General features: G+C 22.0%; 12 protein-coding genes and 1 tRNA gene. 9 read left to right on the top strand and 4 right to left on the bottom strand.

All coding sequences use genetic code 11. The annotated features are described in order from the left end of the window. Nucleotides 1-7 precede the first annotated feature (7 nt). Both mnmG and fumC read left to right on the top strand, forming a co-directional pair. A complete protein-coding gene (gene mnmG, locus H0H41_RS00515) occupies nt 8-1,882 on the top strand; it encodes a tRNA uridine-5-carboxymethylaminomethyl(34) synthesis enzyme MnmG (RefSeq protein ID WP_185872307.1) in 1,875 nt (624 codons plus the stop codon). A gap of 514 nt (nt 1,883-2,396) precedes the next feature. Further along, on the top strand, nt 2,397-3,782 hold the full coding sequence (gene fumC, locus H0H41_RS00505) for a class II fumarate hydratase (protein WP_185872306.1): 1,386 nt from the start codon (nt 2,397-2,399) through the stop codon (nt 3,780-3,782). A 27-nt stretch (nt 3,783-3,809) separates the two neighbouring features. Here fumC and H0H41_RS00500 read toward each other — a convergent pair whose 3' ends face one another. After that, complete coding sequence (locus H0H41_RS00500) at nt 3,810-4,583, bottom strand: TatD family hydrolase (RefSeq protein ID WP_185872305.1); 774 nt, start codon at nt 4,581-4,583, stop codon at nt 3,810-3,812. Between the two features lie 44 nt (nt 4,584-4,627). Here H0H41_RS00500 and fabD point away from each other — a divergent pair, with 44 nt between their 5' ends. Genes fabD through H0H41_RS00485 form a run of 3 tightly spaced genes read left to right on the top strand, consistent with a single transcriptional unit; the run spans nt 4,628 to nt 7,744 of the window. Further along, complete coding sequence (gene fabD, locus H0H41_RS00495; protein WP_185872304.1) at nt 4,628-5,512, top strand: ACP S-malonyltransferase; 885 nt, start codon at nt 4,628-4,630, stop codon at nt 5,510-5,512. Beyond that, nucleotides 5,505-6,425, top strand: a complete 921-nt coding sequence (locus H0H41_RS00490) for a GYDIA family GHMP kinase (protein ID WP_185872303.1) — start codon at nt 5,505-5,507, stop codon at nt 6,423-6,425. The genes fabD and H0H41_RS00490 overlap by 8 nt, the downstream gene beginning before the upstream one ends. Nucleotides 6,426-6,484: 59 nt before the next feature. Next, nucleotides 6,485-7,744, top strand: a complete 1,260-nt coding sequence (locus tag H0H41_RS00485) for a citrate synthase (RefSeq protein ID WP_185872302.1) — start codon at nt 6,485-6,487, stop codon at nt 7,742-7,744. Nucleotides 7,745-7,748: 4 nt separating this feature from the next. On the opposite strand, the gene H0H41_RS00480 is transcribed toward H0H41_RS00485, so the two are convergent. The 3 genes from H0H41_RS00480 to H0H41_RS00470 form a co-directional block, all read right to left on the bottom strand. Further along, nucleotides 7,749-7,831, bottom strand: a tRNA-Leu gene (locus H0H41_RS00480). Nucleotides 7,832-7,894: 63 nt separating this feature from the next. Further along, nucleotides 7,895-9,436 carry an Rne/Rng family ribonuclease gene (locus tag H0H41_RS00475; protein WP_185872301.1) on the bottom strand — a complete coding sequence of 514 codons (1,542 nt, stop codon included), beginning with the start codon at nt 9,434-9,436 and terminating at the stop codon, nt 7,895-7,897. A gap of 196 nt (nt 9,437-9,632) precedes the next feature. Then, nucleotides 9,633-9,926: an HU family DNA-binding protein gene (locus tag H0H41_RS00470; protein WP_185872300.1), complete on the bottom strand. Its 294-nt coding sequence runs from the start codon at nt 9,924-9,926 to the stop codon at nt 9,633-9,635. A gap of 83 nt (nt 9,927-10,009) precedes the next feature. Here H0H41_RS00470 and H0H41_RS00465 point away from each other — a divergent pair, with 83 nt between their 5' ends. From H0H41_RS00465 to ribH, 4 genes are all read left to right on the top strand, one after another. Beyond that, nucleotides 10,010-11,089: an A/G-specific adenine glycosylase gene (locus tag H0H41_RS00465; protein WP_185872299.1), complete on the top strand. Its 1,080-nt coding sequence runs from the start codon at nt 10,010-10,012 to the stop codon at nt 11,087-11,089. 65 nt (nt 11,090-11,154) lie between these two features. Then, the gene (gldE, locus tag H0H41_RS00460) at nt 11,155-12,489 is read left to right on the top strand and encodes a gliding motility-associated protein GldE (protein WP_185872298.1); all 1,335 of its coding nucleotides are present in this window, start codon (nt 11,155-11,157) and stop codon (nt 12,487-12,489) included. 41 nt (nt 12,490-12,530) lie between these two features. Beyond that, a complete protein-coding gene (locus tag H0H41_RS00455) occupies nt 12,531-13,169 on the top strand; it encodes a tetratricopeptide repeat protein (RefSeq protein WP_185872297.1) in 639 nt (212 codons plus the stop codon). A gap of 11 nt (nt 13,170-13,180) precedes the next feature. After that, nucleotides 13,181-13,663: a 6,7-dimethyl-8-ribityllumazine synthase gene (gene ribH, locus H0H41_RS00450; protein WP_185872296.1), complete on the top strand. Its 483-nt coding sequence runs from the start codon at nt 13,181-13,183 to the stop codon at nt 13,661-13,663. The last annotated feature ends 1 nt before the right edge of the window (nt 13,664 follow it).

The following is a 13,664-nucleotide window of genomic DNA, read 5'->3' as shown; positions in this document are numbered from 1 at the left end:
TTGAATCATGTTTTTAGATATATATGATATTATAGTAGTTGGTGGAGGTCATGCTGGAATAGAAGCTTCTTTAGCATCTTCTAATATAGGAGCTAAAACTTTACTTATTACTACTAATTTACAAACTATAGGTCAAATGTCATGTAATCCATCTATAGGAGGCATAGCAAAAGGACAGATGGTTCGGGAAATAGATGCTTTAGGAGGTTATTCTGGAATTATTTCTGATCATAGCATGATTCAATTTAGAATGCTTAATAAATCTAAAGGACCTGCAATGTGGAGTCCTAGAGCTCAATGTGATAGAAAATTATTTTCTTATTATTGGAGATTTTTTATAGAAAAAAATAATAAATTAGATTTATATCAAGATACCGTAACATCTTTAATTATAAAAAAAAATAAAATAAAAGGAGTAAAAACTTTTTTAGGATTAAAAATTAAAGGAAAATTAGTTATACTTACAAATGGTACTTTTTTAAATGGAAAAATACATATTGGAGAAAAAAAAATGAATGGTGGAAGAATAGAAGAAAAAGATGTTCATGGAATTACAGAACAATTAACTAAACAATTTGGATTAAAATATGGTAGAATGAAAACGGGAACATCTCCAAGAGTTGACGGACGTTCATTAAATTACGATAAAATGAAATCTCAATATGGAGATATTTATACTCAAAAATTTTCTTTTTTTTATAAAACAAAAAAATTAACAAAACAACGAAGATGTTATATAACTTATACAAATCAAAAAGTACATAATGTTATACGTAATAATTTCGATTATTCTCCAATTTTTTCAGGAGATATTAAAGGAGTAAGTCCTAGATATTGTCCTTCTATAGAAGAAAAAATTTATAGATTTCCCAATAAAGAAGAACATCCTATTTTTGTAGAACCTGAAGGATGGAATACTGTAGAAGTATATATTAATGGATTTTCCACTTCTTTTCCAGAAAAAATACAATATCAATCATTAAAAAAAATTTCTGGATTTGAAAAAGTAAAAATATTAAGACCTGGATATTCAGTTGAATATGATTATTTCCCTCCTGAACAATTAAAACCTACTTTAGAAAGTAAAGTTATAGAAAATCTTTTTTTTGCTGGACAAATTAATGGAACGACGGGATATGAAGAAGCAGCGTCTCAAGGATTAATAGCAGGAATAAATGCTTCTTTAAAAATTTTTCAAAAAGAACCGTTTATTCTAAAAAGAAATCAAGCTTATATTGGTGTTTTAATAGATGATTTAATTACAAAAGGAACAAAAGAGCCTTATAGGATGTTTACTTCAAGAGCTGAATATAGAATGTTATTACGTCAAGATAATGCAGATGTTAGATTAACTCCTCTAGGATATAATATTGGATTAATATCAGAAGAAAAAATGAGAATATTAGATATAAAAAAATCTAAAATTCAAAGATGTATGTATTTATTTCATAATATAAGTTTTTCCCCAAAAGTTATAAATCCTATTTTAGATCAAAAAAAATCTCCTAGAATAGATATTCATAAAAAAATAGAAACTATTTTATCTCGTTCTGAAATTGATATAAAAGATATTATATCTATTCCTATTATAATGGAAAAAATTAAAAAAAATAATTTTAATCAAGAAATATTGGAACAAGTTTCTATTCAAATAAAATATAAAGGATATATAAATAGAGAAAAAGAAAATGCAAAAAAACTATTAAGATTGGAAAACTTAAAAATTCCAAATAATTTTGATTATAAAAAAATTAAATCTATTTCTTTAGAAGCACGAGAAAAATTGGATTATTATCGTCCAATATCATTAGCGCAAGCATCAAGAATTAGTGGTGTTTCTCCTTCTGATTTAAGTATTTTACTTATTTATATGGGACGTTAATCGTTAATAATATTTTTTTTCAGAAAATATTACAAATAAGTCTTCATCTTTTTTTTTCATATAAAATTTTTCTCTTGCTAATTTTTCTAAATATTTAGAATCTGTATTCAATTTTTTTAAATGATTTTCTTCTAAAAAGATTTTTTTTTTAAAAAATCTCTATCCAATGTCATTTTTTTAATATTTTTTTTAAATTTATAATGAAGTATAAAAGAATTAGAGTCAAAAAAAGACATCCATATCAAGAAAAAAAAACTAATCCAAAAATATTGTTTTTTAAACATTTTATATTTTTTCTTTTTTACGTTTTAAATTAATTTTAAAATTTATAAAAAAATTAATAAATAAACTTAAAATAATCCAATAAATACTAAAAAAAGATAGAAACAAAATACACCAAAAACCAGATATAGTTATTATTAAAAATAGTAAAAATCCTATAAATTTAATTATCATAATACTTTGTAATATAATAAAATTTTTTTCTATAATTTCGTAAAATAAAAATAGTATAATGATTTATAGAACAGAAAAAGATATTTTAGGTGTAGTAAAAGTTCCTGTAGATAAATATTGGGGTGCACAAACAGAAAGATCTAGAAAAAATTTTAAAATAGGAAAAGAATCTTCTATGCCTATAGAAATTATTCATTCATTTGCTATTTTAAAAAAAGCAGCGGCTCATGCAAATTTTGAATTTGGTCTTTTATCTAAAAAAAAAAGAGATATTATTTCTTTAGTTTGTGATGAAATTATAGAAGGAAAATTAAATAATCAATTTCCTTTAGTTATATGGCAAACAGGATCTGGAACTCATACTAATATGAATATTAATGAAGTAATTTCTAATAGAGCACATGTTTTAATGGGAGAAATTCTTGGAACAAAAAAATCTTTTATACACCCAAATGATGATGTAAATATGTCTCAATCATCTAATGATACTTTTCCGACAGCAATGCACATTGCTTCTTATAAAAAATTAATAGAAAAAACTATTCCTTCTATTAAAAAATTAAAAGAAACTTTGGAAGAAAAATCAAAATCATTTAAAAATATTATTAAAATAGGTAGAACTCATTTAATGGATGCTACTCCAATTACTTTAGGACAAGAATTTTCTGGTTATGTTTCTCAAATAAATCATGGATTATCCTCTATTCAAAAAACTTTAGATAATCTTTCTGAATTAGCTATAGGAGGAACTACTGTGGGAACAGGATTAAATTCTCCTAAAGGGTATGATACAAAAGTAACCGAATATATATGTCAATATACAGGTTATCCTTTTAAAATTGCAAAAAATAAATTTGCTGCCTTATCATCTCATAATGCTATGGTAGAAGCTCATGGTGCTTTAAAAGAAATAGCTGTTTCTTTAATAAAAATATCAAATGATATTCGTTTTTTAGCTTCTGGTCCACGTTCAGGAATTGGAGAAATTTTTATTCCTGAAAATGAACCAGGATCTTCTATTATGCCTGGAAAAATAAATCCTACTCAATGTGAAGCTATTATTATGGTTTGTATACAAGTTATAGGAAATGATATGTCTATTTCTATAGCAGGATCTTCAGGAAATTACGAATTAAATGTAACTAAACCATTAATAGTGTATAATTTTTTACAATCATCTCAACTTCTTTCAGATGCTTGTACATCTTTTGATTCTTTTTGTATAAAAGGAATACAACCAAATTATAAAAGAATTAAAGAATTTTTAGATAAATCTTTAATGTTAGTAACAGTACTTAATACTCATATTGGATATGAAAAATCAGCAGAGATTGCAAAATCTGCTTATAAAAATAATAAAACTTTAAAAGAAGAAGCAATTAGATTAGGATATTTAACTGAAGATCAATTTGAAAAATTAGTTAATCCATCAAAAATGATATAAGTATATATTTATATTATATTATAATTATCAATATGAAAAAAATAATTTTTCTACATTCATATGAATGATATCGGATATTTTTTCTTCTGAAAGAGAATAAATTTGAGACAGTTTTTTTAAAATTATTCTTAAATTTTGTGGTTCATTTCTTTTTCCTCTAAAAGGATGTGGAGAAAGATAAGGACAATCTGTTTCTAATATTATATGATTTAAATTTATTTTATGCAAAAATTGACTAATATGATTATTTTTAAAAGTAATTATTCCTCCAATTCCTATTTTAATTCCTAAATCAATAATTTTTTTTGCTTCTTCTAAAGTTCCAGAAAAACAATGAAAAACTCCTCTAAGAGGATAATTTTTCTCATTTGATAAAATATTAAAAATATAATGAAAAGCATTTCTACAGTGTATAACTATGGGTAGTTTTTTTTCTTTTGCCCATTTTATTTGAGTTTGAAAAGCGTATTCTTGTTCTGAAAGAAATTTATTTTTTAAATAAAGATCTATTCCAATTTCTCCTATTGAAATAAAAGAATGTTTATTTAACCATTTTTCAATAATTTTTAATTCTTTTTCTAAATTATTTGGAAAAACCCTATTAGGGTGTAGTCCAATCATAGAATAACATATATTAGGATACTTTTTTTCTAATTTTAATATATCTGAAATATTAGAAGTATCTATGGAAGGAAGAAAAAATCTATTTACTCCTTGAGTAATAGCTTTTTTTATTACAAAATCAATATCTTTATTAAATTCTTTCATATACAAATGAGCATGGGTATCTGTAATTTTCATATAATGAATTTATTAATTTTAAAAAAAAATTTTTATTATTTATTATGAAAGCTTATCTATTTCCTGGACAAGGATCTCAATTTATAGGAATGGGAAAAAATTTATATAAAAATTCTCATTTTGCTAAAAAATTATTTCAATTAGCTGATGATGTTTTAGAATTTAAAATGACATCCATAATGTTTGAAGGTCCTATAAATACTTTAAAAAAAACAAAATACACACAACTTGCAATTTATATATATTCAGTTATAAAAGCAAAAATTTTAAATGATTTTACCCCTGATATGGTAGCTGGACATTCTCTTGGAGAATTTTCTGCTTTAGCTGCAATTGATGTTTTTTCTTTTGAAAATGGTTTAATATTAGTTAATCAAAGAGCATCAATTATGCAAAATATTTGTGAATTAATTCATGGAGGAATGGCTGTAATATTTGGTTTAAAAGATGATATTATAGAAGAAATTTGTAAAAATGATAATGGAATTATTGTTCCATCTAATTATAATGCACCTGAACAGTTAGTTATTTCTGGAGAAATTAAAGCTCTTAAAAGAGTGTGTATTTCTTTAAAAAAAATAGGAGCAAAAAAAATATTTTTTCTTCCTGTTCATGGAGCATTTCATTCTCCGATCATGGAACCAGCTAAAAAAAAATTAAAAGAATTTATAAATCAAATTTCTTTTAAAGATTCTATATGTCCAATTTATCAAAATTTTTCCGCTAAATCCTTCACAAAATCTGAATATATAAAAAAAAATCTTATAGAACAATTGACTCATCCTGTAAAATGGAAACAATCTATAGAAAATATGATTAATAATGGTGCTATTTCATTTACAGAAATAGGTCCAGGAAATATTTTACAAGGATTAATGAAAAAAATTTTAATCAATTTTTCAAAAAAATATAAATGTTATCATGTATAAACATAAAAATTTTTTTTATAGTCATGGAAAATTGTTATTAACAGGAGAATATTTTATATTATATGGTGCTTATGGATTAGCTTTACCTACAATCAAAGGACAATCATTAACTATATTAAAAAATAATTTTTCTTCTTATTTATATTGGATAAGTTATGATGAAATAAATAATCCTTGGTTTAAAGTAATTTTTAAACTTCCTTCTTTAGAAATTTATTATGATACAGAAAAAAAAATAGCTAAAAAATTAAGAGATTTATTATTAAAATCTAAAAAAATTCAAAAAAATTTTCTTTCTAATACATTAGGAATGTATGTAAAAACAAAATTAGAATTTCCGATAAATTGGGGATTAGGAAGTAGTTCTACTTTAATTTATAATATAGCAAAATGGGCTAAAATAAGTCCCTATATGTTATTAGGAAATAATTTTCCAGGAAGTGGTTATGATATAGCTTGTGTTTCAAATTCAAAACCAATAATTTATAAATTATATAAAAAAAAACCTTATATTATTCCTATAAATTTTAATCCTCCATTTAAAGATAAACTCTTTTTTCTGTATCTCAATAAAAAACAAAATACTTGTGATGGAATACAATTTTTTCTTTCTAAAAAAAATATATCTCTTCAAAATATTGAATCTATATCTTCTATTACAAAAAAAATTCCTTTTTGTAAAACATTAGAAGAATTTGAAAAATTATTATTAAATCATGAGATGATTATATCCAAAATATTGAATATTCCTACTATTAAAGAAATATATTTTACAGATTATTTAGGATTAGTTAAAAGTTTAGGAGCTTGGGGGGGTGATTTTGTTTTGATAAGTTATAGAAAAGGAATGAGAAATTATTTTTATAATAAGGGGTTTCATACATTAATTTCATTTGAAAATATGATTTTATAAAATAAAAATAATTACATTTTATTTTTATATTATATTGTATATTTTAAATTTTATTTTATATGTGCAGTGTTGTTTTTTTAGATATCAATGGATGTCATTATAAGTTTCCTGTTGTCTATGGAACTTTTTATGAAAAAGCAATTAATATTTCTCAATTAAGAGAAAATACAGGTATTATGACATTTGATCCAGGATTAAAAAATACAGGAATTGCTAAGAGTTCTATAAGTTTTATAGATGGAGAAAAAGGAGAACTTTTATATAGAGGCTATCCTATTGAACAAATTATTAATAAATGTTCATTTATAGAAACAAGTTATTTAATTTTAAATGGAGAACTTCCTAATACTGCACAATTAAAATGTTTTTCTGAAAAAATAAAAAAATTCAATCATATTAATAAAGAAATTTATCAAATACTTGATAAAGTTCCTGATAATTATCACCCAATGGGTGTATTATCTTTTTTAACTTATGTTTTGACTTCTTTTACAAACTTTATACAAGAAAAAGATGAAGATATGTATCTTCATCTTTTAGCTAAATTACCAATATTAGCATCTTTAATTTATAGAAAAAAAGTTGGACTTCCTCCTTCTTATGCAGATAAGAATATGGATTATACTTCCAATTTATTAAAAATGTTTTTTTCTAAATCTAATAAATCTTATCAACACAATCCTATTATTACGGATACTTTAGATAAATTATTAATATTGCATGCTGATCATGAGCAAAATTGTTCAACAACTACTGTACGTTTATTGGGATCAGCTCATTCAGGATTATTTTCATCTATATCTGCAGGAATTAGTGCTCTTTGGGGTAAATTACATGGAGGAGCTAATCAAGCTGTAATTGAAATGTTAGAAAACATTGTTATAAGTGGAGGAAATATAAAAAAATGGATAGAAAAAGCAAAAAATAAGAAAGATCCATTTAGATTAATGGGATTTGGACATAGAATTTATAAAAATTTTGATCCAAGAGCGAAGATAGCTAAAAAAATAGCGGAAAATCTTATTCAAGAATTAAGAATTGTTGATCCAATTTTAGAACTTGCAAAAAATCTTGAAGAAAAAGCTCTTCAAGATCCTTATTTTGTTGAAAAAAAACTTTATCCTAATATTGATTTTTATTCAGGAATTATATATCAAGCTATAGGAATTCCAAAAGATATGTTTACAGTAATGTTTTCTTTAGGAAGATTACCAGGATGGATGGCTCATTGGAAAGAAATAAAATTGAATAGAGATCCCATAGGAAGACCTAGACAAATTTACATAGGATATAAAAAAAGAAATATCATACATAAATAAATAGTGCGGGCGAAGGGATTCGAACCCTTACACCAAATAGGCATCAGATCCTAAGTCTGACGTGTCTACCAATTCCACCACGCCCACTACACATTGCATTATTTATTGATATGATATTATATTGATTTAGTGAAATAATGAGATAAATAATCAATGAAAAGAAGAATATATAATTTCATTATTTTTATTAAATACTTGGTAATCTGTATATCCAAATGAATTTCTTGGAATTATTTTAATCCATTTTTTATATTTAAAAAACCATTTTTGTTGAATAGAAGGAAATCCTTTTTTTAAATAAGCTGAAACAAAAGAATGTATATGTAATTTTATTCTTTTATGATTTTTATTTTTTATAATCGATTCTATAATAAATTCTAAACGATAAATATAATCAATAGGAGAATTTTTATATTTTTCATTATTATTTATATTTATTATATTTAATTCAGGTCTTACTCTATGACGAGTAAATTGAACTAAACCAAATTTATTAGGAGGCAAAATTTTGTGTTTAGCTCTGTCATTTTTCATTTTTTCCTTTAAATGTTCATATAATTGTTTTTTTTGAATAGGGTCAGCCATATCTATAAAATCAACTACAATTATACCTCCCATATCTCTTAATCTAAGTTGTCTAGATATTTCTGTTGCTGCTAAAAGATTAATTGTTAATATATTATTAATTCGATCCGATTCTGTACAATTTTTTTTTATATAATTATTTATTCCACTATTAACATCAATAACATGTAAAGCTTCAGTATGTTCTATAATAAGATATGCTCCATTTTCAAGAGGAACATTTTTACCTAAAAAAATTTTTATTTGTTTTTCTATTCCATATTTTTTAAATATGGGAATATTTTCTTTATAATATTTAATTATATTAGTTTTTTCTGGAGCTATTAAAGATAAATAGGAATAAATTTCTTTACATAAAAAATTATTATTACAATAAATAGATTTAAAATCATCGTTAAATGTATCTCTTAATAAAGAATAAATTTTACTTATTTCACTTAATACTCTAATTGGAGGTAATTTTATCAGATTTTTTAATATTTTTTTCCATTTTTTTATTAAAAAAATTAATTCTTCATATAAAATTTTTTCTATTTTATTATAGGAAGCTGTACGAATTATTATACCAAATTCATTAGGTTTTATTTTCTGTATGTAAGTAAGCAATCTATTTGTTTCTAATAAATTTTCTTTTTTTATTTTTTTAGAAATGGAAATACCCTCTGAAAAAGGTATAAGAACCAAATATCTTCCTGGTATACAAATTTTTGCAGTTAGTTTTGGTCCTTTATTAGAAATAGGTTCTTTTGAAATTTGAACTAAAATTTTTTGTCCAGGATATAATATATTATTTATAGAATTTTCCTTTTTTTCAATTTTTTCAAAATTTTTATCTAAAAATTTTTTATTTATAGAAATTAATTCTAACATTTTAGTTATTTGAAATCCAAGATCATTATAATGTAAAAAAGCACCTTTAGAATGTCCTATATCAATAATAGCAGCATTTAATCCATATAAAATTTTTTTTACTATTCCTAAATAAATATCTCCTACAGAAAATTTTTTATTGAAAATATCTTTATGAAGCTCTAATAATTTTCCTTCTTCTAAAAGAGCTATTTTTATTTCTTGTTTTTCTGCATTTATAATTAACTCTTTATTCATAATACATAATACATAAAAACAAGGAAAAAAATTTCAGAATTTTATAATATTTTAATTAAATTTTATTTTTTTTTATGCCTATTTTTTCTATTTCTTTTTTTTCTTTTATGAGTAGCAATTTTACGTCTTTTTCTTTTTTTTCCGTTTGGCATAATTTTCAATCGTTATTGATTCAAATTCCTAAAATAAATATATACTATTTTTTTATAGGAACATTTTTTTTTACTAATTCAGTAAAAGATTTTGCGGGTTTAAATGCTGGAATATTATGAGCTGGAATAACAATCGATTCATCCTTAGATATATGACGACCTAATTTTTTTGCTCTATATTTAATAATAAATGATCCAAATCCTCTTAAATAAACATTTTCTCCTGAAATAAGGCTTTGTTTTATTTTTTTCATAAATATTTCTATAACCTTTTGCGTATCAATTCTTTCAGATCCAGTTTCTGATATGATTTCTGTTATTATATCTGCTTTTGTCATGTTAAATCATTATATCGAATAACAAAATTCGGTTTCCTAAATATACCAATTTTTTATAAAATTGCTCTAAAATTAAATAGAGTATGGATTTTTCTCAAAAAATAATAAATTGGTATAAAAAAAATCATAGAAAACTTCCTTGGAGGAAAACTAAAAATCCATATTATATATTGGTTTCAGAATTTATGTTACAACAAACAAAAGTTTCGAAAACTATAAAATATTATTTAAATTTTATAAAAAAATTTCCAAACTTGGAAAAATTAGCTCAAGAAAAGGAAAAAAATGTATTAAAAGAATGGGAAGGTCTAGGTTATTATTTTAGAGCAAAAAATTTACATTCTTTTGCTAAAAAATTGAAAAAACAAAATAATATTTTTCCAAAAAAATATAAAGAATTAATAAAATATAAAGGAATAGGTCCATATACAGCAGCTGCTATTGCATCTATATGTTTTAATGAAGTAGTTCCTGCTATTGATGTAAATGCTTATAGAGTATTTTCTAGATATTTGGGTATTTATGATGATATAACATCTACGAAAACAAAAAAGATGTTTAAAATTATCATTTTAAAAATGATGAAATGTAAATATCCAGGTTTTTTTAATCAAGCAATTATGGATTTAGGTTCTATTTTATGTACTATAAAAAATACAAAATGTTTATTATGTCCAGTTAAAAATTCTTGTTTTTCCATTAAAAATAATACTGTATATAAATTACCTGTAAAAAAAATAAAAAAATACATTTTAAAAAAACGATTTTTTTATTATATTTTTATGTATGATCATAATAAAAATATTTGTCTAAATAAAAGATCTCATAAAGATATATGGAAGGGACTTTATGATTTTCCTTTAATAGAATCAAAAAAAAATCTTACTATTCATGAAATTAAAAATAAAATTTGGAAAACATTTAAAATAGTTTCTTCTAATCCAATAATGATTATTTATAAAATAAAACATAAAATTACTCATCAAATTTTATTTATTCAATTTTTGAATTTTAGAATATTATTAGATTTTAAAAAAAATATATTTTTAAAAAATTTTTTTTTTATTCACTATAATGAAATAGAAAAATTTCCTTTTCCTAGTCCTATTATATTATTTTTACAAAATGTAAAAAATAATTTATTTATTAATTTTAATTTTTGATATTATAATGGATTATGTAAATTTTGCAATTTTTTTTCTAAAAATTATAATCAAAATTTAATCTATTGAAAAAAGAATCTTCGACGAATATTTTTTTAGAAAGTACTTTATATTTAGTTTTTTATTTTGTATTAATAATAATACTATTATTATTTTCTGCATTAATATCTGGATCAGAAACTGCTTTTTTTTGTCTTGAAAAAAAAACTATTGATAAAGAAAGAAAAAAAAACTCTTATAAGGGAAATCTTGTATTAAAAATTCTTAAAAATAAAAAAAAACTTTTAGCAACAATATTAATATCTAATAATTTTTCTAATATTGGAATTGTGATATTAAGTTCTTATTTAATAACAGAATTTTTAGAAAATGAATATTTCATTTTTTATAATCAATTTTATATACCTATTAATTTTTTTTTAGAAGTAGGTCTTTTAACTTTCATTTTACTTTTATTTGGAGAAATAATTCCTAAAATATATGCTAGTAAAAATAATTTTTATTTTGCTATTTTTATGTCAAAACCATTACTATTTCTTAGTAAAATATTAGATCCTATGAGCAGAATAGTAATTTTTATTTCAAAAATTATAGAAAGAAAAATAATTAAAAAAAAGAATATTATTTCTGTAGATCAACTTTCAGAAGCATTAAAAATTACATCTTCAAATCAAAAAAATATTAAAGAATGTCAATTTTTACAAAGAATTGTTGATTTTGGAAATACAGAAACACATCAAATTATGACTCCTAGAATAGATATGTTTGCTTTAAATAGTAAAACTATTTTTTCTAATGTTTTAGAATTAGTTAGTCATCAAGGTTATTCTAGAATACCTATATATAAAGATAGTATTGATGATATAGAAGGAGTTCTTTTTGCTAAAGATCTTCTTCCATTTATTTATGATAAAAATTTTAAATGGACTAGATTAATTCATCCTCCATTTTTTGTACCAGAAAAAAAAAAAATAGATGATCTTTTAAGTGATTTTAAAAAAAGAAAAATTCATTTAGCTATTGTAGTAGATGAATATGGAGGAACTTGTGGATTAATTACTCTTGAAGATGTAATTGAAGAAATAGTAGGAGATATTATTGATGAATTTGATGAAGAAGATATGTCTTATTCCAAATTAAATCAAAATAATTATTTATTTGATGGAAAAACTTCTTTAATTAATTTTTATCGTATTATGGAAATAAAAGAAGAAGTTTTTTTCGAGAAAAAAAAAGGAGATGCAGATACTTTAGGCGGTTTTATCATGGAAATAAATAAAGAATTTCCAAAAAAAAAACAAAGAATAAATTTTTTAAATTATTCTTTTCTTATAAAAAGTATTGATAATAAAAGAATAAAAACTATAGAAGTAATAAGAAAAAAAAATAATTATAATTAATAAATATATTTATTAATTAATTTATTATTGTTATGATTATTATGAATAAAATAAAGAAACATTTTCAAAAAAAAAATCGTATTTTTTTTTATATTATATTTCTATTACTACTAATAATTAGTATATATTTTTTTTTCAAAAAATTTTTTTTATATCCTTCAGAAAAAAAAGCTCTTCAAGAATTAAATTATGCTCAACAATATCTTTATCAAGGATTTATAGATAAAGCTTTAAATAGAAAAAAAAATAAAATTAATTATTTAGGATTTTCAGGAATTTCTTCTAAATATTCTTTTACAAAAGCAGGAAATATTTCCAAATTTTATGCTGGTATTTGTTATTATAAATTATCTAATTACAAAAAAGCTATTGATATGATGAAAAATTTTTCTGCAAAAGATGAAATTTTATCTTCTATAAAATATGGAATAATAGGAGATTCTTTCACACAAATGAGAAATCAAAAAGAAGCATTAAAAAATTATATTATTGCGGCAAATATTAGAGAAAATGAAATAACAACTCCTCTTTATTATTACAAAGCTGCATTATTAAGTTTTTATATGAAAGAATATAAAAATTCTAAATTTTTTTTTCAAAAAATAGAAAATAAATATCCTTTTTTTTTGTATAAAAAAAATGTAGAAAAATATCTTATGTTTATTGAAAATAAGTTATAAATTATACTTTTATGAAAAAATGTCCTATTTATTCATTAGATAAAAAAAAAATAAAAGATGCAAATTTAAAATTTGCAATTATTATTTCTTTATGGAATAAAGAAATAACTAATAGATTATATAAAGGAGCTTATGAAACTTTAATTCAATTAGAAATTCTTAAAGAAAATATACGTACTTGGAGAGTACCTGGAAGTTATGAATTAATTTATTCTGCTAAAAAAATAGCACATTGTTATAATTTTGATTCAATTATTACAATTGGATCTTTAATAGAAGGAGAAACTTATCATTTTAAATATTTATGTCAATCTATTTCGCAAGGAATAAAAGATATTAATATAAAATATGATGTTCCTGTTATATTTTGTATTCTTACTGATAAAAATAAACAACAATCTTTTGATAGATCAGGTGGAAAAAATGGAAATAAAGGAATAGAATGTGCTAAAACAGCTATATATATGTCTTTATTTAAAAAATCTATAAAATAAA

This window comes from Blattabacterium cuenoti, from assembly GCF_014252255.1.
Classification (GTDB): Bacteria; Bacteroidota; Bacteroidia; order Flavobacteriales; family Blattabacteriaceae; genus Blattabacterium; species Blattabacterium cuenoti_J.
The sequence above is the reverse complement of the archived record's forward strand: the minus strand, read 5'-3'. Positions and strand labels throughout refer to the sequence as shown.